Source organism: Martinezella tropici, from assembly GCF_008370325.1.
In the GTDB taxonomy this organism is placed as follows: domain Bacteria; phylum Pseudomonadota; class Alphaproteobacteria; order Rhizobiales; family Rhizobiaceae; genus Rhizobium; species Rhizobium tropici_B.
In genome coordinates this window covers 378,755-400,994 of sequence record NZ_VNIP01000004.1, presented here as the reverse complement: position 1 = coordinate 400,994, position 22,240 = coordinate 378,755, and the positions used below count along the sequence as shown (strand labels likewise).

Annotated in this window: 22 protein-coding genes and 1 pseudogene; 14 read left to right on the top strand and 9 right to left on the bottom strand. The window is 58.3% G+C overall.

The annotated features are described in order from the left end of the window. Window positions 1-76: 76 nt before the first annotated feature. From traC to traG, 3 genes are read left to right on the top strand one after another with little or no spacing between them, the layout of a single operon-like run. Window positions 77-382, top strand: coding sequence for a conjugal transfer protein TraC (gene traC / locus FP026_RS07625; protein WP_149634007.1), 306 nt, complete (start codon window positions 77-79; stop codon window positions 380-382). 4 nt (window positions 383-386) lie between these two features. Further along, complete coding sequence (gene traD / locus FP026_RS07620; RefSeq protein ID WP_149634006.1) at window positions 387-602, top strand: type IV conjugative transfer system coupling protein TraD; 216 nt, start codon at window positions 387-389, stop codon at window positions 600-602. Next, window positions 589-2,520 (top strand): Ti-type conjugative transfer system protein TraG, encoded by a 1,932-nt coding sequence (traG, locus tag FP026_RS07615; RefSeq protein ID WP_149634005.1) that lies wholly within the window; start codon window positions 589-591, stop codon window positions 2,518-2,520. The genes traD and traG overlap by 14 nt, the downstream gene beginning before the upstream one ends. 726 nt (window positions 2,521-3,246) lie before the next feature. Here traG and FP026_RS07610 read toward each other — a convergent pair. Next, a complete protein-coding gene (locus FP026_RS07610; protein ID WP_149634004.1) occupies window positions 3,247-3,558 on the bottom strand; it encodes a DUF736 domain-containing protein in 312 nt (103 codons plus the stop codon). Between the two features lie 983 nt (window positions 3,559-4,541). Further along, window positions 4,542-4,940 (bottom strand): DUF1236 domain-containing protein, encoded by a 399-nt coding sequence (locus tag FP026_RS07600; protein ID WP_149634003.1) that lies wholly within the window; start codon window positions 4,938-4,940, stop codon window positions 4,542-4,544. Window positions 4,941-5,597: 657 nt separating this feature from the next. Between FP026_RS07600 and FP026_RS07595 the strand changes: the two genes are divergently transcribed. From FP026_RS07595 to FP026_RS07580, 4 genes are all read left to right on the top strand, one after another. Beyond that, the gene (locus tag FP026_RS07595) at window positions 5,598-7,082 is read left to right on the top strand and encodes a lipopolysaccharide biosynthesis protein (RefSeq protein ID WP_149634002.1); all 1,485 of its coding nucleotides are present in this window, start codon (window positions 5,598-5,600) and stop codon (window positions 7,080-7,082) included. Window positions 7,083-7,137: 55 nt separating this feature from the next. Further along, the gene (locus tag FP026_RS07590) at window positions 7,138-8,148 is read left to right on the top strand and encodes a polysaccharide pyruvyl transferase family protein (RefSeq protein ID WP_149634001.1); all 1,011 of its coding nucleotides are present in this window, start codon (window positions 7,138-7,140) and stop codon (window positions 8,146-8,148) included. A 189-nt stretch (window positions 8,149-8,337) separates the two neighbouring features. Beyond that, complete coding sequence (locus FP026_RS07585; protein WP_112340217.1) at window positions 8,338-8,640, top strand: alkylphosphonate utilization protein; 303 nt, start codon at window positions 8,338-8,340, stop codon at window positions 8,638-8,640. A gap of 280 nt (window positions 8,641-8,920) precedes the next feature. Continuing rightward, entirely contained in the window at window positions 8,921-9,277 is a 357-nt protein-coding gene (locus FP026_RS07580; protein ID WP_149634000.1) for an avidin/streptavidin family protein, read from the top strand. Window positions 9,278-9,478: 201 nt separating this feature from the next. Here FP026_RS07580 and FP026_RS07575 read toward each other — a convergent pair whose 3' ends face one another. From FP026_RS07575 to speB, 3 genes are all read right to left on the bottom strand, one after another. Beyond that, window positions 9,479-9,913, bottom strand: coding sequence for a DUF4168 domain-containing protein (locus FP026_RS07575; RefSeq protein ID WP_149633999.1), 435 nt, complete (start codon window positions 9,911-9,913; stop codon window positions 9,479-9,481). A gap of 257 nt (window positions 9,914-10,170) precedes the next feature. After that, window positions 10,171-10,473 carry a DUF982 domain-containing protein gene (locus tag FP026_RS07570; RefSeq protein ID WP_149633998.1) on the bottom strand — a complete coding sequence of 101 codons (303 nt, stop codon included), beginning with the start codon at window positions 10,471-10,473 and terminating at the stop codon, window positions 10,171-10,173. A gap of 420 nt (window positions 10,474-10,893) precedes the next feature. Further along, window positions 10,894-11,844, bottom strand: a complete 951-nt coding sequence (gene speB, locus FP026_RS07565) for an agmatinase (RefSeq protein ID WP_246665279.1) — start codon at window positions 11,842-11,844, stop codon at window positions 10,894-10,896. A gap of 849 nt (window positions 11,845-12,693) precedes the next feature. Between speB and FP026_RS07560 the strand changes: the two genes are divergently transcribed. After that, window positions 12,694-13,599 carry a glyoxalase gene (locus FP026_RS07560; RefSeq protein ID WP_149633997.1) on the top strand — a complete coding sequence of 302 codons (906 nt, stop codon included), beginning with the start codon at window positions 12,694-12,696 and terminating at the stop codon, window positions 13,597-13,599. Here the strand turns inward: FP026_RS07560 and FP026_RS07555 are convergent. Then, complete coding sequence (locus FP026_RS07555) at window positions 13,591-13,908, bottom strand: hypothetical protein (protein WP_149633996.1); 318 nt, start codon at window positions 13,906-13,908, stop codon at window positions 13,591-13,593. The two genes, FP026_RS07560 and FP026_RS07555, sit on opposite strands and share 9 nt — an antisense overlap. Before the next feature lie 271 nt (window positions 13,909-14,179). On the opposite strand from FP026_RS07555, the gene FP026_RS07550 reads away from it, so the two are divergent. After that, a complete protein-coding gene (locus tag FP026_RS07550; RefSeq protein WP_149633995.1) occupies window positions 14,180-15,079 on the top strand; it encodes a LysR family transcriptional regulator in 900 nt (299 codons plus the stop codon). 12 nt (window positions 15,080-15,091) lie between these two features. Here FP026_RS07550 and FP026_RS07545 read toward each other — a convergent pair whose 3' ends face one another. Next, complete coding sequence (locus FP026_RS07545; RefSeq protein ID WP_149634118.1) at window positions 15,092-15,796, bottom strand: gamma-glutamylcyclotransferase; 705 nt, start codon at window positions 15,794-15,796, stop codon at window positions 15,092-15,094. A 77-nt stretch (window positions 15,797-15,873) separates the two neighbouring features. Continuing rightward, window positions 15,874-16,710, bottom strand: a complete 837-nt coding sequence (locus FP026_RS07540; protein ID WP_149633994.1) for an alpha/beta fold hydrolase — start codon at window positions 16,708-16,710, stop codon at window positions 15,874-15,876. A 1,201-nt stretch (window positions 16,711-17,911) separates the two neighbouring features. On the opposite strand from FP026_RS07540, the gene FP026_RS30170 reads away from it, so the two are divergent. The 3 genes from FP026_RS30170 (at window position 17,912) to FP026_RS07520 (ending at window position 19,506) form a co-directional block, all read left to right on the top strand. Then, window positions 17,912-18,427, top strand: coding sequence for a hypothetical protein (locus tag FP026_RS30170; protein ID WP_188112527.1), 516 nt, complete (start codon window positions 17,912-17,914; stop codon window positions 18,425-18,427). A gap of 54 nt (window positions 18,428-18,481) precedes the next feature. Then, entirely contained in the window at window positions 18,482-18,670 is a 189-nt protein-coding gene (locus FP026_RS07525) for a hypothetical protein (protein ID WP_149633993.1), read from the top strand. Between the two features lie 362 nt (window positions 18,671-19,032). Beyond that, window positions 19,033-19,506 carry a VOC family protein gene (locus FP026_RS07520; protein WP_149633992.1) on the top strand — a complete coding sequence of 158 codons (474 nt, stop codon included), beginning with the start codon at window positions 19,033-19,035 and terminating at the stop codon, window positions 19,504-19,506. Window positions 19,507-19,669: 163 nt separating this feature from the next. Here the strand turns inward: FP026_RS07520 and FP026_RS07515 are convergent, their stop codons facing one another. Next, a complete protein-coding gene (locus FP026_RS07515; protein WP_149633991.1) occupies window positions 19,670-20,089 on the bottom strand; it encodes a hypothetical protein in 420 nt (139 codons plus the stop codon). Window positions 20,090-20,410: 321 nt separating this feature from the next. On the opposite strand from FP026_RS07515, the gene FP026_RS07510 reads away from it, so the two are divergent. Then, window positions 20,411-20,641, top strand: a complete 231-nt coding sequence (locus FP026_RS07510) for a hypothetical protein (RefSeq protein ID WP_149633990.1) — start codon at window positions 20,411-20,413, stop codon at window positions 20,639-20,641. Between the two features lie 975 nt (window positions 20,642-21,616). After that, window positions 21,617-22,125, top strand: a pseudogene (locus tag FP026_RS30520) (HIT family protein). The last annotated feature ends 115 nt before the right edge of the window (window positions 22,126-22,240 follow it).

The following is a 22,240-nucleotide window of genomic DNA, read 5'->3' as shown; positions in this document are numbered from 1 at the left end:
CGTAGTGCGCTGCGCACGCTCATCCGGAAGACTGAGCTCGCATGACACGCTTTCTCAGTCACGGAGACGATCGGAAATGAAGAAACCCTCTTCAAGGATTCGCGACGAAATCGCCAAACTGCAGGAACAGCTCAGGGCCGCGGAGACCCGAGAAGCCGAACGGATCGGCCGAGTTGCGCTGAGGGCAGGCCTTGGCGAAACCGAGATCGAGGAAGCCGAGCTCGAGGAAGCCTTTGAAGATCTGGCGAAGCGGTTTCGCGGCGGCCAAGGTGACAAGAGCAGGGCCTCGACCGGAGAGAAGAAAGGCGACGGGGAAAACGCTGGCGCATCGACCGGTACGGTCCCGTCTGGTGCGGCTGAGCGCGGCGATAGCGAGGCTTGAGCGGATGGCGCGAACGATGACATCCGATATCCGCAAGAAGGACACGCGGGAGAAGATCGAACTCGGCGGCCTGATCGTCAAAGCGGGCTTGCGATACGAGAAACGCGCGCTTCTGCTCGGAGCGTTGGTCGAGCTTAGTGCCCGGCTGAAGGCCGATGAAGGCGAGCGGGCACGATTGGTCGCGATCGGGCGAAAGGCCTTCGGCGATGACGGCGAATAGGCTTGCTCTTGCCGGCGCCCCCGTCGTGCTGATGATGCTGGTCGTCATCGGCATGACCGGGATCGAGCAATGGCTTTCGGCCTTCGGCAAGACGGAGGCCGCGAGGCTAATTCTTGGGCGTGTCGGGATTGCTTTGCCCTATGTCACCGCCGCGGCCACAGGCGTGATCTTCCTGTTCGCGAGCGCCGGTGCGACCAGCATCAAGTTCGCAGGTTGGGGCGGCGCCGCGGGAAGCATGGCGACGATCCTGATCGCGGTGACGCGCGAGACGACACGCCTAATGGCGTTCGCCGGGCAGGTGCCGGCTGGCAAGTCCATTGCCTCATATCTCGACCCCGCGACGATGGTCGGCGCGGCCACGGCGCTGATGGCCGGATGTTTCGCGCTGCGAGTTGCGCTGATAGGCAATGCGGCCTTTGCGCGGGCCGAGCCTAAGCGTATCCGAGGTCAACGGGCTCTCCACGGCGAGGCCGACTGGATGAAGATGCAGGACGCGGTAGAACTCTTTGCCGAGACTGGCGGTATCGTCATCGGCGAGCGCTACCGGGTCGACAAGGACAGCACGGCGGCCCGCTCGTTCCGCGCCGATGACGCCGAGACCTGGGGTGCCGGTGGCAAGTCGCCGCTGCTTTGCTTCGACGGCTCGTTCGGATCCTCGCACGGGATCGTGTTCGCTGGGTCGGGCGGCTTCAAGACGACGTCGGTGACAATCCCGACTGCACTCAAATGGGGCGGTGGCCTGGTCGTCCTTGACCCGTCGAGCGAGGTCGCGCCGATGGTCATCGAGCATAGGCGACAAGCCGGACGGAAAGTCGTCGTCCTTGATCCCACCACACCGGGTGTCGGCTTCAACGCGCTGGATTGGATCGGTTGGTTCGGCGGCAACGACGAAGAGGATATCTCCGCTGTTGCCTCGTGGATCATGAGCGACAACGGTCGCGAAACCGGCGTGCGCGACGACTTCTTCCGAGCCTCCGGCCTGCAACTACTCACCGCCATGATCGCCGATGTTTGCCTCTCCGGTCATACTGAGCGAGACAGGAGAACATTACGACTGGTGCGCGCCAATCTCGCCGAACCGGAACCGAAACTGCGCGCACGGCTTCAGGAAATCTACGACAATTCGGAATCCGACTTCGTGCGGGAGAATGTTGCAGCCTTCGTGAATATGACACCAGAAACCTTCTCGGGCGTCTACGCCAATGCGGTCAAGGAAACGCACTGGCTGTCCTATCCGAACTATGCCGCACTCGTATCCGGTTCGACCTTCTCGACCGACGCGATTGCGGATGGCAAGACCGATGTGTTCATCAACATCGACCTGAAGACATTGGAGACCCATTCCGGTCTCGCCCGTGTCATCATCGGATCGTTCCTCAACGCGATCTACAATCGCGACGGCGCGGTGAAGGGCAGAGCGCTCTTTCTCCTCGATGAGGTGGCACGCCTTGGCTACATGCGTATCCTGGAGACCGCCCGCGATGCCGGCCGCAAGTACGGCATCACGCTCACCATGATCTACCAGTCGATCGGCCAGATGCGCGAAACCTATGGCGGCCGCGACGCGGCAAGCAAATGGTTCGAGAGCGCGAGTTGGATCTCCTTTGCCGCGATCAACGATCCCGATACGGCGGATTACATCTCAAAGCGTTGCGGCATGACCACGGTCGAGATCGACCAGGTCAGCCGCAGTTCCCAGGCGCGGGGATCGTCGCGGACCCGCTCGAAGCAGCTTGCGGCGAGACCCCTGATTCAAGCGCATGAGGTGCTACGAATGCGCGCCGATGAGCAGATCGTGTTCACGGCTGGCAACGCGCCGCTTCGATGCGGCCGAGCGATCTGGTTTCGGCGGGATGACATGAAGGCCTGCGTCGGCACGAACCGGTTTCACAAGACCGGAAGAACGCTTGACGCTTGACGGATTTAGCCGGCGCGCAGTCCAACGAGCACGGCTGATCCGGGAGAATGAAGAGTATTGGAGAAATCAGCGTGAGCGCCGCCCATGGGCCGGGATTTCGGGAATTCTCGTCGCGCGAGAGCGGGAATAGGGGCAGCCGCAGGAGCCTCAACTGAGTTACCCGAATGGGAGGCGGGACCGACTGCATCCCCCGCTTCGCACTCCATTTGACCGGCCCGTCCGTCTAGTTCATTCCGGGGAGGGAAAAGGGACGGCAGCCTTCTTCAAGGAAGATAGATCAGGCCGACGTCGTGCGGACGACGGTGCGTCATCCCGGGACAAGACACGGGAGATCTCTCTTCCGGCGACTGGCTGCACATGACAGGAGGGCTCAAATCCAAAACCGTTGTGGATTTTCTGCCTTAAGCATTAGTCGCATATAGTCGTGCGTACCACGACCCGGTGGTGATGGCGGTAACTGTAACGCCTCTCCGTCCAGCACCGCCGACCGTAACGATACCTCGGGGCGTCATAGTCGTCGTCGTATGCGTAGCCCGGCGGGTGGCGATAGTAACGTGGAGGAGGCCGATCACAGTCGTAGCGAGGCTCAACCCCGTACTTTGCGCACACCTGATCACGGCCGCTGGCTTTCGCATCCTTTCACCCATCCATTTTCCTCCACCAAGGAGAGCCTGGGCGACAAATCGGAGAGGAAGGCCCCGCCTTATCGGGCGGAGCCGGGTAATCTTAGTCCCGGTTCGGTCGTGACCAGATCAGCTGGTAACCGTCTTCAGCTTCGACTTCCGTCAGCGTGGCGTAGATCGGAGCCGGAAAGCTTGGGTCGTCGAGCTTGACCGAGAGGTAGTCGCGCTCCGTCTGCTCGGAGCGTTTCTGCCAGGCGGCGCCGAGTTCGACGGCACCAGCGTAGATGCGGAAGTGTGGGCCCTTGTCGGAGGGATTCTCGATGCGGGCGATGCGCGCCTTGACGTGAAGGGCGAGGGTACGGATCGAGCCGGAGAAGCCGTTTTCAGTGGAGGAGAAGGTGCCGATGGTAGCCATTGCCGTATTCCTTTTTGCTATTTCGGGGCCGCACCATTGCGGCCTCGATGGCTGTCGCAAAGACCGGGGACGATCGAACCGCACCCCCGGGGTCCCCGTTGCGCTCGCGCAATGGGGTGGCTCGCAGGGCCGGAACAACGTGGAGGGCGGTCCGAAGAGGGTTTCTTGTTTCGCGAGGAATGGCGGTATGCCGCCAGGGGATGAAAGTTTCGGAGGGCCGTTGCGGGAACACGAGCGAGGCGAAGCCGTTCTGCGGTCAGACATGCCCCATCGAGCCCGCAGATGGTGCCCCAGCGGTCAAGGCAAGAGAATAGGACTGTGGCGATCGACACCGACAGTCCCCTGTCGCATGGCTTCCCCGCGCCGATGTTAACCGCCGGCCACCCTCGCGAAGCGCTCATTCCTTGCACGATCTTTGCTCAAGGCCCACTTGCGAGAAAAACTTGGCGCGGTAAGGCTTCATCGCGATTCGTCGCCTGGAGGAAAAAATGCATCAGCAGATAGAGCCGTTCATCGTTTAAATCAGACAGTCCCGGAAGCTGAAAACCGGCACACAGAAGGCGTCTATCTGGGGGAAGTTGGATTTGAGACTGGCCGATGACCTTGTGATCGACGTGAGCCCGGTCGTGGAGCCGGCCAGCACTGAAAACGGCGACCAACTTTAGCGCATCACTCGACGGCGAAGCCGTCAAGCTGCCTTGGCGATCTTCTTAGGTTGGAGCCCTTCGAGGAACGCAATTGCGTTTTGCGCGTGGTAGCCGCCTGGAAGATTGTTCGCTTGTCGCGGGCAGGAAGGCGCGGGCGCAATCATATCGCAAAATTGTCTATCCCGGATCATGCGCATTGAACAGTCTTCGCGGCTGCATGATCGATCGCTAATGCCGCTTGCTTGCCAGGATGCATTCATCCTCCCGCTCTGACCGAGCGTCGCCGAAGTAGATCCCACGCCCGAAGGGCCTCCCGCAGGAGGCCCTTCGCAGCTGCTATTCGAGGATCTTGACAACCTTGCGTGTCTTCGGCTGAACGATAACGCGCTCATGATTCACGACCGCATAGGCGTAAGCCGGATTTTCAGGAACCGGCGTGACGACGACGGTTTCGGGAAGCGGCTGTCCTACGACAATTCGTTCCTGCACGACGGCCTCGGAAGGCGGCAGCGGCTGTTCCTGCACATAGGTGATGACCTTCTGCGGCGGCGGATCGATCGCGGTACCGACAATGGCACCCGTCACGCCGCCGACAGCGGCGCCTACGGGGCCGCCGACAACTGCACCAGTAACCGCGCCACCCGCGGCCCCGGTAACCGTTGACGACTGCGCCAAGGCTGAACCAGCGAGAAGACCAAAGGCGGCGGCCGCTGAAACGATAAGTTTCGTACACATAGCATTCTCCTTTGCTTATTGGCTCCGAAGAGCTGAAAGGGGAATACGATTGACGCCGGAATGTTCCGTTTTCGGGGCTCGTTGCCGCCATCACAAGTTGGAACCACATCGACAGAATTCGTGAATGACGAGTGCGAGAAGCGCCCTGAATTGGCTGATCGAAGGGCGACTCCCAGCGGTATCAAGCCAGGTTCCATACCCCGCTGGGCATCCAATGCCGAATGCTCAACGATCGCTTTTATTCTCTGCATGACATGGTCGAAAGTGCCGACGGCCATCGGGGCTAACTGATGGTATCGATCGGAGGAGCCGCCACGACGCATTTGTGCGCCGTAGCTGACAACGTGTTACCCGCATCGCGAGCGGGCACCGTGAGCGAGACAGAAGACCCTAATTTCCGATGAATCGAGCGTCACGGGTCGATGATTCGAAACTGATGCGAAAATGATCCAAAAATGACGCGAAAATTAACTGGAAGCGTTGACATAAGGAATCTTCGAACTAGTTCCCGCTGAGATGCCTGGGGGCGTCCTTTGCATACAGCGATCATATGGCTCTTCCGAGCTGTTCCGACCCGCAAGGGTTGGTACGGCATGGTTTAGTCGTGCGGATCGCGCCTACGGTCACCTCATTGCATAGCGGGAACTTGGATATCGTATGACCAGCATCAGCGGACGCCTCGTCAAGGGAAGCATGTGGTTAAGCCTGTCTCGGACCATCGTGAACGGGCTTGCGACACTCAGCACTTTCGTCCTGGCGCGCTATCTGGCTCCTGCGGACTTCGGCGTGGTCGCCTTGGGCATGACGATACTCATGATCGTCACGACCATTACCGAACTGTCCCTTTCCGAGGCGCTGATCCGGCACGCAGCGCCGGACGAATCCCATTTCAGCGCCGCCTGGACCCTCAACGCCGCGCGCGGACTGGCAATCTGCATCCTGTTTGCGATCTTTGCCTATCCGGCGGCCGTCCTGTTCGACGAGCCCAGACTGACGGGCGTCATGCTGGCACTTGGTATCAGCATGCTGATGGGCGGGCTCACAAATCCGCGCCGTATCATGCTCCAGCGCGATCTAATCTTCTGGCAGGAGTTCGTGCTTGCGGTTTCACAGAAATTCGCCGGCTTCGTCGCCTCCGTTGCGATAGCCGTGATCTATCAAAGCTACTGGGCACTGGTCGTCGGAACGCTCATAAGCCAGGCGACGAATGTCATCGTCTCCTACCTCGTGCTGCCGTTCCGCCCCAGGATCACCTTCAAGCATATGCGGGAGTTCTTTTCCTTTTCCGCCTGGCTCACCGCCGGTCAGATCGTCAGCACGCTCAACTGGCGCTTCGATTATCTGCTTGTTGGCAAGATGCTCGGAGGAATCCAGCTCGGCTATTATTCCGTCGGCAGCAACCTCGCCATGATGCCGACGCGGGAAGCGACAGCGCCCCTCACGCAGACGATCTATCCGGCTTTTGCCGGCATTCATAACGACCCCGGCAGGCTCGCCGCCGCTTATCAGCGCGTGCAGGCGCTGGTTGCCGCCGTTGCGCTTCCTGCCGGCATCGGGGTTGCGGTGACCGCCGATCCGCTGGTCAGGCTCGCGCTGGGCGACAAATGGGCGCCCGTCATCTTCATCATCCAGTCGCTTGCCTCGGTCTTTGCGCTGCAGACGCTCGGCTCGCTGGTACAGCCGCTCGGCATGGCCAAGGGCGAGACTCGGGTACTCTTCGTCCGCGATACCCAGATGTTCTGCCTGCGGGTGCCGATCATGATCGGCGGACTGCTACTCTATGGCCTGCCGGGAGTCATTGCCGGCCGGGTCTTCACCGGCCTCTTCAGCACCGCCGTCAACATGATGCTCGTCCGACGCTTCACCGGCATCACCGTCGCGAAACAATTGTCGGTGAACCTTCGGGCGCTCGCAAGTGTCGCCGTGATGGCGGCCGGCGTCTCGCTCGCCTCGAGCCATCTGGCGCCGACTGACGACAAGCTCGTGCTCGTGACGCATCTGGCAATGCTGATCCTGCTTGGCGGCCTGCTCTATTGCGGTTCGACGCTCCTCCTCTGGAGGTTGATGAAGCGGCCGAGCGGTCCCGAAACAGAGGTCCAAAACATACTCGGCAAGGTGCTGCCGAAATTGCGCCTCGCCTGAAGAACGTTCGGCCAGGCTGGCCGAGCTGCCTTGTCATCTAAAGGGGAATGGGGAAATGACATTGCAATCAAATCAAGTCCTGATCGCGAAATTGGACAACATGATCCACGATTGCCTGAAAGACTACATCAGCCATGATGAGCCTTTGGCGATCCTCGACTTTCCCGATATCCGCAATTGCGGCGACTCCGCCATCTGGTTGGGCGAAATGGCCTATCTCAAAAGGAGATACGGCAAGCGGCCGAGCTATGTCTCGCGGATCGATGATTTTTCGCCCGAGCAACTCGAGCGGACCATGCCAACCGGTCCGATCTTCATTCATGGCGGCGGCAATTTCGGCGATATATGGGACGCGCATCAGGATTTCCGCGAACGGGTCCTGGAGCGGTTTCCCGATCGCCAGGTGATTCAGTTCCCGCAATCCATCCATTACAAGTCCGAGGCTCGCCTCGCCGAAAGCGCCCGCGTCATCGGGCGGCACAAGAATTTCGTCTTGCTGGTGCGCGACGAGGAGTCGAAGGAGTTCGCCCTCAAGCATTTCGATTGCGAAGTGCGCCTTTGCCCGGACATGGCCTTTTCCATCGGAGCAATCCAGCCAGAGGAACCGGAATTTCCCGTCCTGGCCATGCTGAGATCCGATCTCGAGAAGGTCGGAGATGCCAACCTCTCCGCCTATCCCGATATTCCGAAAGAGGACTGGACAACCGAATCCGCCAAGCGCGTGCGCATCTCCAAAGCGCTTGGCGCGGCAACGGCCTTGCTCGCTCTCAAGCCGGCCGAAATACGGCTGCGCAAGCTCGATGCAGCCGCCCATAATCGATTGGGTCGCGGCATCCGCCAGATCTCGCGCGGCCGCGCGCTCGTCACCGACCGGCTTCACGTCCATATCTGCTCGATCCTGCTTGGGCGACCGCATGCGGTGCTGGACAACAGCTACGGCAAGATACGCCGGTTCATGGCCGCATTTTCCGGCGGCACCGACCTAGCCTACCGGGCGACATCGCTTGAGGACGGGATCGCCTGGGCGCGCCACCAGGCCGATCAAACGCTCGTACCGGCCGCTTGAAACGCGGCCATCTGTCCTGGTCAGCCTTGCCGCTCTCGATCGTGCCGGATTCTTGTCGCTGCCGACTGCTGGTGCCCGCGATTTGATTTCCTGGCATTTGCGGGATAAAGGGCTCAAGCGGATTGGTCGCCATGCTGAAAGCGTGGCGGCAACCGCCATAGCAGAACAAGGCAACACGGCAGGGCAGACATGGGCGACCAGAACGACGATTACATATATGACGAGGTGAGCGGCGAATGGCGGCCCGCCTCGGAGATCGCCGCGGAGGCCGCAAAAGCCGCCGAGGTCCGCGATGCATCGGGCAATGTGCTGGCAGACGGAGACTCCGTTGTCCTGGTGAAGGATCTCAAGGTGAAGGGCGCCGGCCAGACCCTTAAGCAAGGGACCGTCATCAGGTCGATCCGGCTCACCGACAATCCCGAGGAGATCGACTGCCGGCACGACACGATCAAGGGGCTCGTGCTGCGCACCGAATTCGTCCGCAAGCGCTGAACAGCGAGATCAGGGTTTCCGCACCCTCGCCTCACGCGCGAATGCGATTTGATCTCCACCCTTGCCGATCCAAAGGCAGCCATGCAGCCGCGCAGTGCTTTAGCGCGGCTTCTGCCGCGCGTAGCCGCACATCTGCTGATGTCATCGCGCAACTTCGCGGCAAACATCGACGATGGCTTTATGAAGATTATGCGAAAGCTTCCCCCGGCTACGAGTTCGGAGCGGAACACCCGCGCGCGAGACTAGTTTCCTTTATCTACAAGATGAGGAGATTTTCGAAATGACCTGGACGGGCACCTGGCGCAATCAATACGGTTCTACGCTAACGATCATCGCTGATCAGGATGGGTTGATCAAAGGCACATTCAAAACGGCTCTGCAGGATAGCGCTTTCTTTGGCCATGAACTGCCGGCCACCGGCGTTTGGTTCGATGATTGCATTAATTTTGCCTTTGGGACGGCGGGAGACGGCCCGACATCGATCTGCTCATTCACTGGAATGCTGCGTGAGGGCAAGCTCCAAACCGTCTGGCACGTCGTAACCAGCGCCAAAGTCGGAAATTCCGGCCAAGCTGAGAAGCTCGGCTGGGCTCATTCGGTACAGACAAATGTCGATACATTCGAGCGGTGCACCTGAGGCACCAAGTGCCAAAAGAGCCTGGTACCGGATGGGTGCTTCTTGAGGCAAAACGAAGGATCGAAGCCATCCCGCCGTTCGACCGGCGTGGCGGGCTTGCAGCCTTCGTGAGTAAAAAACCGCTGATCCACGCCGCGCCGAGATTGCGGTCCTCGGCACGGTCGTGGTGGAGATCAATTTGCCTGGTGATCGTGGCGTTACTTACTGCTGTGCGGGCTGCTGCGCAGGCGCGGATTTCTGGATCTTGTCCTGAACTCTCTTAACGAGCGCCGGATCCTTCTGTGCGGCCGTAAGAATTGCGTTGTACTCATCTACCGACATGCCCGGAGAGGTCTGAACAGCCTGTACCATCTGTTTGCTTGCTTCGGTCTGCAACTGTTGCTTCGCGGACGCATCCGGCGTTGCTCCGATCTTGGCCGAGTATTCCTGCCTGATCTTGTCCACCTGCAGATACGCGACCGCAAAAGCCTCGATCTTTTGATCGCTGACCGGCGCGGTCGTCGCGTTGCTATCCGGTTGCGCTTGGGTAGGCTGCTTTTCTTGTGTTGCCTGTTGCGCGGACGCGGGATTGCCGGCAAGCAGCAAGCTCAAGACCGCGGCGGTTGCCGATGCGGCAGAGATATAACGAGTGATCATCTTGATTCCTCTTCGATAGTGCGGGGGGAACACCTCTTTGATGGCGTAGAGCGAAAGGCGGCATATCGCAGTGATTTAGCCGGCGTTAGGTTTGAAGACCGATCCGGCGACAATGTGGCGGCCAAACGTTTTCTATGGGGCAATAGTACGGCCATCCGCTGACCACCGAACGGCGGCTTTGTGGCCGTCGCCGATCGACTCCCAGGTTCTCTCCTGCCGAGGCGGCGTGAGCTTCGAACCGGGATCCGCTTACGGTCTCAAAAGAGCGGTCTCGGCGGTGCGACGGAGACAAAATCGCGCTCGATATATCCGAGCTTCATGCGGATGTGAGCTTCATAAGCCGCCACAATGAAAGCATCTCTTGCGATCTCGGGACTGGATTCGCCCTCAATTGCAGCCCGGCAGATTATCAACGCGTCTTCATAGGCCTCGTCTTCTTCGACGGGCCAATCCGCCAACAAACAGTCCAGCGCTTCGGAACTACTGTTGATCGTTCGCAACTCGCCGATTCGATGCAGCTCGATACTTACGGGTTTCTGCCATGTTCCATGTATTAACATAATCGACCTCTGCTGCTGAAACGGAGTCGATGACGTCTTTGTTCCTGCCGAAACAAAATAGCCGTCGCTGAGCGGCCTCTACGCTGCTTTCGAAATCTGAGAGGGTCTCAACGTCCTGGAACGCCCCGTTCGGCAGCTCACGCCACAGCGTCAGCGCCAGCGGACTGCCCAAAGGATGGTCTTGCCTTCAAAATGACGCCACTCGAAATCGCTCATCAAAAATCTCGCTGAAAAGCTTCGGCGCTCTTGCAGATATCAACGCAATCTTTGCAACGCAGGCGAAAACGGCACATCTGCTCCCCGGACTATCAATTAGTCCGGTTAGCCTTCATAGCCTGGCGATCTCAACCCAAAGCTTTGTCCCCGCCATTTCGATGCTTGGCAAGCTGTCAGGAACGAACTACTCAGCCCGAGACACCGTTATCGCCGCTGCACGCCCGGAAGCACGCAGAGCATTTCGAACAGCAGGTTCGCCGCCGTGATTGCTGTATTGCCCGATGGATCATAGGGAGGGGAAACCTCGACAAGGTCGCAGCCGACGATGTTGAGACCCCAACAGCCGCGGATAATTTCCAGCGCCTGGATCGTGTTGAGCCCAGCGATCTCAGGCGTGCCCGTGCCTGGCGCGATCGACGGGTCAAGGCTGTCGATATCAAAGGAGAGATAGACCGGACGGTCGCCCATCTGGTCACGGACTTCCGCCATCAGCGGTGTCAATGACTTGTGCCAGCATTCCTCCACCTGCACCACACGAAACCCCTGCTTGCGCGGCCAGTCGAAGTCATCGGCGGCGTAGCCCGTCCCGCGTACGCCGATCTGGATGCAGCGCCGAGCGTCAAGAACGCCGGCTTCAACCGCGCGACGGAAAGGAGTGCCATGGGCGATGGGTTCACCGAACATGTGTTCGTTGATGTCGGCATGGGCATCGACATGGATTAGGCCAACAGGTCCGTATTTTTCTCCCATCGCGCGTAGGATCGGATAGGAGAGCGTATGGTCACCGCCAAGCGTCAGTGGCTTGCAGCCGTTCTTGATAATCTCACGATAGGCATTGGTGATAATGTCCACGCATTTTGGCAGGTTGAACGTGTCTATCGCGACGTCCCCGATATCGGCAACCTGCAGGCTATCAAAAGGAGCGGCACGCGTCGCCATGTTGTAAGGACGGATCATGCAGCTCTCCGCGCGTATCTGACGCGGCCCGAACCGGGTGCCCGGCCGATTCGAGGTTCCGATATCCATGGGAATGCCGACGAAGCAGGCATCAAGTCCTACCGTGTTCGACTGCGTCGGCAAGCGCATCATGGTGGCAGGCCCGCCGAAGCGCGGCATCTCGTTGCCGCCAAGCGGTTGATTGAAAGTGTTCGTCACTGAATACTCCGTTCGTTGGGATGTAGCTTTCTCCGGGCACCGTCTGCGGCTCCCCAATACACGGCCCCGAGCTCAAGAAGGCGTCAAGGCAAAATCTTCTTTCCCGGCTGGTACTGGTCCGTTTCGATTGGCGAATTGGATACCTTCACGGTGTCGACAGCCCCAAACGTGTCGGCACGAACACGGGCGGTGATGGGCCTGGCGCGGTCAGCTCACTGAGCTGCTCCAGATCGACAGCTGAGCTCCAGTCCTTTCCGTAGCGAGATACCATCGGGGATATTCATGAAATAGCAAGTTGAAACAAATTATCACCTGGGCCTGTGGAATGCGCGGAGGACGAATTCAGCGCCATCTTGAGCTATCTTATCCGGATCCTTGATCTCAGCTTCTTCGGCATACTCAAAATGCGTTATCGTGATGCCTGCCACCATGAGACAACCGAGAGTCCACGTCGATGTCGACGAATTCGCGGTTTCGCATGCTTTGTGCAAGGAGCCGTTCCGGCGATCCCTAGAAGGTCTTGAGCTTTCGGCTAACTCTGCAAGCTCCGGAGGCTTTAATGCATCCCCTGGATGGATCCCAGACTAAGATCGGTACAGCCGATCCGACGCTGAACCCTCTTGTCGGCAGGCCTCTTCCATTCGAATGGCCGCCTCGTTGAGACTTAGACCAGAAAGGGTCTCGATCGAGTTGATTTGCTCGTTTCGAGGCCCGGATATTATTGCAGATTCAACAACACACTCGACACTACTGTTGCAATTGTTGCGGTCCCGCTTTGGGGTCATTGTCGCTTCACACACCAACTGAAACGAACCCAAACCTTCACCTCCCAATCGCCAGGATAGACCGATGATCTCTTCATTAAATGGATCGAAATTCTTCGCCGCCGCCGTTGCAACATTGTTGGCCGCCTCAATTACACAGGTCCACGCGACCGACGGCGGCGTTGCGGTTGGACCCCAGTACGACACCACTCACGTCTATGTCCCTGTAGCGGATGTCGATGCCTTTGCAAGTAGTTTCGTCGCCACCTTTGGCGGCACGTCGACCAAGCAGATCATCGCCACGGTGACGCCGACCCAAAGCAGCACGACCTCGCAACTAATCCGGACTCCCGTTGGAACGGTGTCGCTGTTCGGGTTCAAGACGCCGATCCCCTACCCCTTCGGCCTTGAGCGGACCGGCTACCTCGTAACGGACATCGACACGGCGATCCGTGAGGCTCGGAATGCCGGAGCCTCGGTCATTGTTGATACCTTTCCCGATCCGATCGGCCGCGATGCCGTCATTCAATGGCCGGGCGGCATCAACATGCAGCTCTATTGGCACACCGAGGCTCCGCACTATGCAAAGTTCGACACGGTTCCGGAAAACAGGGTCTATGTCTCGAAGGATTCCGTCGACGCCTTCATTCTTGACTTCCTAGCCTTTTCACATGGAGAGGTTATCTCGGACAACAGGCAAGCACCAGGTGTAGAGATCGGCCGCCCGAATGATACCTACCGCCGCCTCCGCATCGCATCGGACTTCGGCAACATGTCGGTTCTCGTGACCGATGGTCACCTTCCCTATCCCTATGGCTATGAAACAACCGGCTATGAGGTGAAGGATCTGAGCGCGACCATCGCGAAGGCAACCGCCTCTGGCGCGACGGTGCTGATCCAGCCTTACCAGTCGGACACGCGGCAGGCTGTAATCCTACGGTTTCCCGGTGGATACATCGCCGAAATCCATGCACCACTCGCCTCACAATAACCGATCGCCCGAACCTGTCAGGACGATACGAGGAAACCGGTTGATCTTGATCGCAAGAGGTCTTCCATCCTGCTGGCGCAATGGCTCCTCTTGCGGGTCATCTGCGCCGGTCGCATAGCCGGCATCTACAAGGTCAACGACACTTCGTCCGTCGACGCCAACCGCTGGCAAAAGCCGGCCTGGCAGATCTTGGCAAGCTGGATTAATCCATTGCCCAGCCTGAAATGCGTTCCGTTGAACGATTGAGCGGTCACGAGCATATCGAAAGCAACGGCGCGCTCTCTTTTTGGTATCGGCGATGTCGAACATGCCAAACTTGCTGCAGCGATTAGCTTATATATACCTCAACAATGTCCCCGATTAGGCATCGCTCTTTGGATCCAGATGTCGAGCGACGTTACGGTGCGACACGTCCAGGCGGAAGCGGCCCGACCAGCAGCCCTTAACCCAGCGATGCCAGCTCGACAGATTTTAAAGCCGAAACGCGCCATCCCGAAGCAGCACGATTTCGACTGCCATTGATTGCGGATCTCGTTTGCAATACTCGATGCTGATGAATTGCAATTTGTGAAATAATGAGATGAACGACTACAAGGTCCTGAAGACGTTTCTGCTTGCTGCCGAAAAGCGTAACTTTGCGCAGGTCGCCCGCGAGCTTGATCTGACCGCGGCGGCTGTCACAAGAGCAATCGCAGCCCTTGAAGACGATCTTGGTGTGCAGCTATTTGTGCGCACCACCCGTCAGGTGTCGTTGACGACCGATGGCGCGGTGTTTGCCGCGCAGATCAAACCGGCCGTCGAGGCGCTCGAAAACGCCCGGAAAGACGTCCGCAATGCTCATAAGGCCGACCAGGGGCGCCTGCGGATCAGCGCGCCGACCTGGTTCGGTAAGGCCGTACTGCCGCCAATCCTTTCCGGCTTTCGGCGACTTAATCCGAAAATGAGCTTTGAGATTTCCTTGTCGGACGGGCTCGTGAACATTGTCGACAATGATTACGACCTGGCAATTCGTATCTCGTCGCAACCATCGGACAAGTTCACGATCTGGCGCAAGATCCGCGTTGTTCCACGCATTCTCGTCGCAGCACCGGGAAGCCGGTATGTCGAAATGCAGCATCCGAGCGGGTTGACGCCCGATGATTGCCTTGCCTACAGCGATGAAAGCCGAAGCGAGAACTGGGTGCTGTCGGATGGCGTGTCAAGCATGACGATTTCCGCAGGCAGGTCGTTCAGTGCCAATAATGGCGAAGTTCTCGCGGACATGGCCGCCGATGGAGCCGGCGTGGCCATGTTGCCGGGCTTTCATATTTCAGAACTCCTGAGAACCGGTCGTCTGGTTCACGTTCTGCGTGGATGGGCGCCGGCTGATCTCTGGCTCACTCTTTACTATCCGCCCTATCAGACGCTGCCACCCCGCATCGCCTCGTTTTCGAAATTCTTCGAAGAACAAGTTGCGGCTCATATGGTGGCGCTGGACTAGACCGAGCACTTCTCATCGGCGCTCGGCCGAAGGGCAGGACCTACTACTATGGAGGGCAGCAATTTCTTCAGCGACCAAAGCCTGCATACGCCACAGATTGCGGTCATGGATGCCTTCGGCGCGAAGATCAACGATCGTGTTGTGAAGATACTCGGCACAGGAGCCCCCTTGCCCACAGGCTCTTGCGATGAGCGATGATGCCTGCTCTGCAGGGAGCGGCCTTGTCAGACCAACACGCTTCGTGCTTGCCCAAAACGTGAGAGCCTTGCGAATACCGGCCTTGGTTCGCACCGGGAGCCACCGGATCATTTCCATGACTTCGCGATATTTGATCTCGCGAGCAACAAGTGCGCGCAGATCTTCACGCCGTCGACCGGCTGACAATTCGAAGACGATGCCGTCACATTGACCACCGCGCTCGAGCACCATCATAAGGCCCGGCTGGTCACTGGTTGCCCGCCAACGTTCAATCTTGAGGGAGAATGACCTGTGCCATCCGTGTACGGTGGCGCGCTCACGGCTGGCTGGTTCGAATTCGGGGTTCCAGATCAGCGATCCGTAGGCAAATATAAAAAGAGGATCATCGCCCGCCTCGCTTTCGATCCCTCTGACCAACTTGTCGAGTTCTGCCTCACAGAGCGGCGTCCAACCCGGCTCCGGACCGTCATCACGGACGTCCCTGATGGTCAAGGCAACAAGGTCGGGTGTCAGCATCATCATCGCATCATTTCGCTTTGCAGCAAGGTTCTTGTGCAGGTAGCCGCGGTAGGTTTCCACCGCGGCCACCTATCGCATCAGGACTGAACGAACGCTAGGAGGTCTGCGTTGAGCAGGTCGGCATTGACAGTCAACATACCGTGCGAGAGGCCGGGATAGGTCTTGAGCGCTCCGTTTCTCAGAAGTTTGATCGACTTATGGGCAGAGTCTGCAATTGGCACGATCTGGTCGTCTTCGCCGTGCAGAACCAGGGTTGGAACAGTGATTGCCTTTAGATCATCGGTCTGGTCCGTTTCTGAAAACGCCTTGATGCCATCGTAGTGCGCCTTGGCCCCACCCATCATGCCTTGACGCCACCAGTTCTGGATCACACCTTCCTGAACATTGGCGCCATCGCGGTTGAAGCCGTAAAACGGACCGGCTGGGACATCGCGGAAAAATTGGGCGCGGTTTGCGGCGAGTGCGGAGCGGAAGCCGTCGAAGACTTCCATTGGGAGGCCTTCTGGATTGCTGGCGGTCCTCAGCATCAGCGGTGGAACGGCGGAAACGAGAACTGCCTTGGCGACGCGATCAGCTTTCTGACCGTACTTGGCGACATAGCGTGCGACCTCACCGCCACCGGTGGAATGGCCGATGTGAACCGCGTTCTTCAAGTCGAGATGCTCCACAACGGCGAAGGCATCAGCTGCATAATGATCCATGTCATGGCCGTCGGCCACCTGAGAAGAGCGCCCATGCCCACGGCGGTCATGGGCAACAACGCGATAGCCCTTGGAGAGGAAGAAAAGCATTTGGGCATCCCAGTCGTCGGAGGACAACGGCCAGCCATGGTGGAAGACAATCGGCTGCGCATCCTTTGAGCCCCAGTCCTTGAAGAAGATGTCCGCGCCATCTTTGGTGGTAATCGTAGTCATTCGATCGTTCCTTTAATTGGTTTCGTGATTGGAAGTAGCACTTGCTGCGAACGTGATTGCGGGCGAAATTGCCAGCGTGGCACATGACGAATGCAGCACGTCTCGGCGCATCATTGGAAGAAAACTCTCGGTCGCATTGCATCCTGTTATCGTGTCGTTTCGGGTTCAGGCGATGCTTTGTTCGTCTGATGGAGAGACAATGTCGCCACTCACTGGCGATAACAATTGCATTAATGGTTTCTATATTGTTGCTGATATCGCAATAATATAGAAACTCAATCGCTTCAGGATATGGTACTGCGCAGACACCCCACCTGCGCAGGCCCATACATGCGTTTGCTGTTAAAGGGATTGGAACGGTTGGTGTGCAATTGGCGCAGAAGCTACGCTGCTGATATCAAATGATTATTTGAAGGTCAGATGGGCCCTCGCCGAGTAGACAGCACGTTCCCAACAGACAGATGAAGGCAACGGTGATCTCTGGAGCACCAAGCCTCAAAGGGAACGGACCACCTCCACAAGGCGCTTCATGTCTGTCGGCTTCCCGAGATTGAGAACCTTGGCCAAAACATCGTATCGTGCGAGTTCCGCCGCGTCGGTTGCGCTGGCAAGGATGAACGGCACGCCCCATGACGTCAGAAGCTGAGCGACAGGCGTAACCTTCTCGCTACCGAGCGTGACATCCAGGACAGCAGCATCGGGACGTTGCCGTCAACAGGTCAAGGGCTTGGTTGACTGAGCCCGCTGGGCCCAGGACGCCAAATCCCCCTTTGGTCAACGCGCTTTGCAGCTCCATCGCGATAAAGAACTCGTCCTCCACGACAAGAACGATCCTGCGCACCACTTTCCCTTTTTCAGGTTTGTTCATGAGATCCCCGGGGGAGCTTGATTGTGGCAACCAAACCCTTTGGGTCGAAGATAAGTTCCACAGCTCCGCCAAGGTATCGGCAGGTGCCTTCAATCAACTCGGTGCCGTACCCTCTTCGCTTCGGCGGCACGACCGGTGGACCGCCCGTTTCGTACCACTGACATACGATGTAGGGCCGGTTCTCCGGTCCGTCCTCCGGCGACCATTTAACATGCAATACACCCGCAGGGGCCGAAAGCGCACCGAATTTCAACGCATTGGTCGCCAACTCGTGGAACTCATACTGATTGGCACGATCTTCGAGCCCCGAACCTGCATGGCGGCGCCCACGCAATGGAGATGGCCCCTTCCGGACCCGCCGACCGATCGCTGCAACAGAGTTTCAAAATCGGTCGTCTCATTGATAGCGGCGATCTCCTGTGCATGAAGAGTGACCTCGAAGCGATCCAGAAACCGGTTGCGGTAGTCAACGCCCGTCAGACCTTCATCATCCATCCGCATAGCAAGGGATCGAACCACAGCGAAAAGGCTCCTCATCCGGTGCCGCGTCTCCGAGATGATGAAATCCTTCTCGGCATCGCGGCGCTTCCTTTCCGTCATATCATCGAAGACGACAAGGATGTTGGTGCTGTTCTCATCCCGATAAACGAGGCGGCGTGCATCGACGAAGAAGGTGCGTTGAACAATCGTCGGGAAGTTATGCATCACTTCGAAACCGATTGGCATGCACTTCGTTCGAAATATTTGGAGCCGGAGCGTTGGCGGGGCAGGGCTGGACGTGTGCTGCCCATGGGCTTGGCAGATTTCCGCTGCAATCCGAACCGACACTTCCGTGCTTTCAGATCCTGATAGTTGGCAGGGGGATGTCTGGTTGGATCGGAAAAGATCTTCAGGCGATTGTAGATGACGATGCGAGCCATGGAGTTTCCGCAAGTGCTTCTCGATGCTCTCGATGCGATGCTGGTCTTGGTTGCGGTGCTCATTTACGACAATATGCTGCGGAATAAACAGGAAACGCTGCTGGGGCTTTCCCGATATCGCGTCACTGAAATTTTGCCCCAGATACTCATTTCTCAAGGATACCGGATCTAGTTCCCACCTTATTAACTATATGGATGAATATCGTTTTTTTCCTATCTGGAACTTAAAGCCGTACTCGCTTCCGTTAGTCTTTGTTTGGAAATACCGCGTCAACGCTGAAGCGATAAACTCGCGGTCATGCGAGTTGGCGGCAATCCAGACCGAATAGATAAGATTTCGACAGAATACGTCGACTTCCCAAGCTATCGCGCAACAAACAACCGTCTCCCCACCCAGAGGTCCGAAGCGTTCACGCCGGTCAAATTGAAGGTAGTTTACCGGTATCGGTGCGAAATAGCCCGCCAGGGGTGGAGAAATATAGCCTGCCGCCTATGTCACATTGACAATCACAACAACTGGGAAGGAAACTTGCAATGGCAAAGAACACGATCTGCCTGTGGTACGACAAGGACGCTGAAGCCGCCGCTCGCTTCTATGTCGAAACCTTTCCGGATAGTGCAATGGGGGCTATCATCCGCGCCCCCGGCGACTATCCGGAGGGTAAGCAGGGCGATGTGCTGGTCGTCGAGTTCACCGTGGCGGGCGTCCCCTGCGTCGGGCTGAACGGTGGTCCCGTATTCAAGCATAATGAGGCCTTTTCCTTTCAGATCGCTACCGAAGACCAGGACGAGACCGATCGCTACTGGAACGCCATTGTTAACAATGGCGGCCAGGAAAGTGAGTGTGGCTGGTGCAAAGATAGATGGGGTGTTTCCTGGCAGATCACGCCGCGCATTTTGATGGAAGCACTCGTGGCCGGCGGCGGCGAAGCGAAACGCACCTTCGATGCGATGATGACCATGCGTAAGATCGACGTCGCGGCGATCGAGGCTGCTCGACGCGGCTGAGCCAGTTCGACGCCGGGCGAATACCGACCAACATTCGGCTTTGGTCTCGTCCGGCCTGCCGGCCCCGGCGAAATCTGGCTGCTATATTGACCGGACGGAATCTGCCGCCGCGCCAGATCCGCAGCCAGAAAAACACACCGCGTTCCCGCCCGTGGCCCTCCACCTATGCCTTGACCGGCGCCAGATCCGCATAGAACAACGACGATATCAGGATCGGCAGCAGGACTGGGTCGATGAAATGCCGCGCCGCCGCTTGAAGAATATCCAGCGCGAGGACGGGGAGGGACCGGATCTCTTCGATCTCCGACAGTTTGTCAAACAGCTCCATCACCGTCGCCGTGCCACGCGCGCGCATCGCATAACGGATTGTTGTCGCGAGCTCACGATGGCCCGTCGCCTCTGCAACTACGCTGCCCCGGCCGATCATCTCGTCTTTTATGGCGCACCACACTATGACAACGCCCACTGTTCGAAAGCGCTCCCGAATGCTGCCTGGGGTCGCTTCCATGGTGGGGCCGGGCAGAGGGCTTTCCGGTAAGTTGTCCTGGCAGTGGTGTTTCCTGATCAACGGATGCGTCGGCATTTTGACATTTGCCGCCGTCGGGATGCCGCGGGATGCCGATCAAAGAGTCGCAGGGGAACGCGTGCGGCTCCGCGGTCAGAATCCCGGGCTTTGCCTAGATTTACTTCGCTTTGGTCGCGACCTGCCTTGGCATACTGGAGCTGGTGTTCGAGGGCGACCTCGAACACGGCTGATTTGGCTCAAACTTCATCATCGTTGCTGCCGCGATCGGCGTCTTAGCCTTTGCCCCGATGTTCCCCTGGGAGCTGAAACACAAAGAACCCCGCCGGCGACATCAAAAGCTGCCCAGCCGGTAATTCGGCACGTCCCTTCTGGTGATGCTTGGCAGCGGCCGCATTGCTGCTCGCCACGACCCAATACCTGCCGCAAGTCGTTCTGCAGAATCTCAGCCATTCCGCCGCCTCGGCAGGCCTGATGCTTTCTCCCGGCGTGGCAGCCATAATCATGATGTTCGTCGTCGGCTTTCTCTCATCGAAAGTGCCACCGAAATACCTGATCGCCATCGCGCCGTCTTGGCGCATTCTCCATATGCCACTTGACCAGAGCCTATAGCGGTATCGGCTTCGGGCATCTGGCCGACGCCAACATGCTGCTGGGGGACCGGCGTGCTCTTCATTTTCCTGCCCATCACATCAACTTCCTATGATGGCATTCCCTCCATCGAGACCGATCAGGCCTCGGCTCTCCTCAACGCGGCTCGCAACACGGGTGGGTCCGTCGGCGCCTCGCTGATATCGAACATCATCATCTACCGGGAGCAGTTTCACCAAAGCAGGCTGGTCGTGCAGACGATCCCGTCGAACGACGGCTATCAACGTATGTTTAGCCAGATGACGTGCTTCTTCATCGCGCGGGGCGGCCCGCCGCAGATGGCGCATCGGGCGGGCGCTTCCCCGGATCAACGAGTAAGTGCAGTGCCTAGCCCCCTCTGTCCCGCGTGGACGCATACTGGATACAGACCCCGATCTCCCTGGCAACAATCCCCTTCGCCCTGACACCGAGCCAATATGCCGCGTTCACCAGGATAACGGCCTTCCCTATGAAAACCCTGACAGCTGTCAGGGTTTTCATAAGTTGCATTCTTAGGTCCTGAACCGCCACGCCAGGCTATTTTCGGGCCCGACGGAAGCGACGCCAAGTCTGCCCATGTCTCTCCCGATCACAATCCTGTCTTGCCAAAACCCTGACAGCTGTCAGGTTTTCCTTGCACAATACTCGCAGACCTTCGCCAAACACCCCAGTAACGAAGCTCGTCCTCCTTGCTCGCCTGAGAGCGGCTGATAAATCGCCGCTCGCCACCATTCCAGGTCTGCCGTCGACCCGCGACGCCTAGCAGGACTGGGGCATCAGCGCTTTTCAGCTCCTGGCATGAATAGGTTGGCTGGGCCGATGTCGCCTATCTGATCGGTCGACACCAAAGCTCCCTATATGCTGTCATCCATACGGTGAAAGCGAAACGCCGTACAACCACGCTACGGTTGTTCAGGCGACGAAGGGGAGGCTGTTTGAAGAACCGATCCATATCTTATAGCAGAGACCGATGGATGGGCTATCAGCCATCGCGCAAATTCAGCTCTCACCGGCTATCTCATCATCACCTCCAAAAACCTCGCTTCCGATTTATCGGACCTGTCCGCGGGCGCCTTGGAGGAACTTGGCCCACTGCTGGCGAGAGCGCAGACTAACCTGAAGCATCGATTGAATGCCCGACGCGTCTATATGGGTCGGTATGGGCATATTCCCGGCTACACAATCCATTTTCATGTGATCCCGATTTACGATTGGTCGAGCAACTCTTCTGACAGGATCCCCGCTATCGTGTGCTGGAAGGTCTTGCGGAAGGGCAGGGGGAGCTGGGAACGGATGGCGCCGAAGTGACCCTCTACGTATGGCGTGAATTCTGCGAGCGCCCCGACCCGCCGACAACCCCAGGACCAACTGTCGTCCAGGCCATCCAGCTGCTACGCGTGTCCATGAATTCTGACCCCTCAGTTATGAGCCTCGGCTGCCAGGCACGATCGAGTGCGAATGAATAAGTATTCCGAGCCGCACCCTCTGAACTTGAGGGTTCGAATGACGACCGACTGCGGCGCGGCGAAACACGAGGGCGACAGCGACGGTGAAGTCAGGAGTATGTTCATTCGGCAGCTT

Coding starts and splice junctions, on each gene's coding strand:
- traC (WP_149634007.1), top strand. CDS start 77: ATGAAGAAACCCTCTTCAAGGATTCGCGACGAAATCGCCAAACTGCAG.
- traD (WP_149634006.1), top strand. CDS start 387: ATGGCGCGAACGATGACATCCGATATCCGCAAGAAGGACACGCGGGAG.
- traG (WP_149634005.1), top strand. CDS start 589: ATGACGGCGAATAGGCTTGCTCTTGCCGGCGCCCCCGTCGTGCTGATG.
- FP026_RS07610 (WP_149634004.1), bottom strand. CDS start 3,558: ATGGCTACCATCGGCACCTTCTCCTCCACTGAAAACGGCTTCTCCGGC.
- FP026_RS07600 (WP_149634003.1), bottom strand. CDS start 4,940: ATGTGTACGAAACTTATCGTTTCAGCGGCCGCCGCCTTTGGTCTTCTC.
- FP026_RS07595 (WP_149634002.1), top strand. CDS start 5,598: ATGACCAGCATCAGCGGACGCCTCGTCAAGGGAAGCATGTGGTTAAGC.
- FP026_RS07590 (WP_149634001.1), top strand. CDS start 7,138: ATGACATTGCAATCAAATCAAGTCCTGATCGCGAAATTGGACAACATG.
- FP026_RS07585 (WP_112340217.1), top strand. CDS start 8,338: ATGGGCGACCAGAACGACGATTACATATATGACGAGGTGAGCGGCGAA.
- FP026_RS07580 (WP_149634000.1), top strand. CDS start 8,921: ATGACCTGGACGGGCACCTGGCGCAATCAATACGGTTCTACGCTAACG.
- FP026_RS07575 (WP_149633999.1), bottom strand. CDS start 9,913: ATGATCACTCGTTATATCTCTGCCGCATCGGCAACCGCCGCGGTCTTG.
- FP026_RS07570 (WP_149633998.1), bottom strand. CDS start 10,473: ATGTTAATACATGGAACATGGCAGAAACCCGTAAGTATCGAGCTGCAT.
- FP026_RS07560 (WP_149633997.1), top strand. CDS start 12,694: ATGATCTCTTCATTAAATGGATCGAAATTCTTCGCCGCCGCCGTTGCA.
- FP026_RS07555 (WP_149633996.1), bottom strand. CDS start 13,908: ATGTTCGACATCGCCGATACCAAAAAGAGAGCGCGCCGTTGCTTTCGA.
- FP026_RS07550 (WP_149633995.1), top strand. CDS start 14,180: ATGAACGACTACAAGGTCCTGAAGACGTTTCTGCTTGCTGCCGAAAAG.
- FP026_RS07545 (WP_149634118.1), bottom strand. CDS start 15,796: ATGATGCTGACACCCGACCTTGTTGCCTTGACCATCAGGGACGTCCGT.
- FP026_RS07540 (WP_149633994.1), bottom strand. CDS start 16,710: ATGACTACGATTACCACCAAAGATGGCGCGGACATCTTCTTCAAGGAC.
- FP026_RS30170 (WP_188112527.1), top strand. CDS start 17,912: ATGGAGATGGCCCCTTCCGGACCCGCCGACCGATCGCTGCAACAGAGT.
- FP026_RS07525 (WP_149633993.1), top strand. CDS start 18,482: ATGACGATGCGAGCCATGGAGTTTCCGCAAGTGCTTCTCGATGCTCTC.
- FP026_RS07520 (WP_149633992.1), top strand. CDS start 19,033: ATGGCAAAGAACACGATCTGCCTGTGGTACGACAAGGACGCTGAAGCC.
- FP026_RS07515 (WP_149633991.1), bottom strand. CDS start 20,089: ATGCCGACGCATCCGTTGATCAGGAAACACCACTGCCAGGACAACTTA.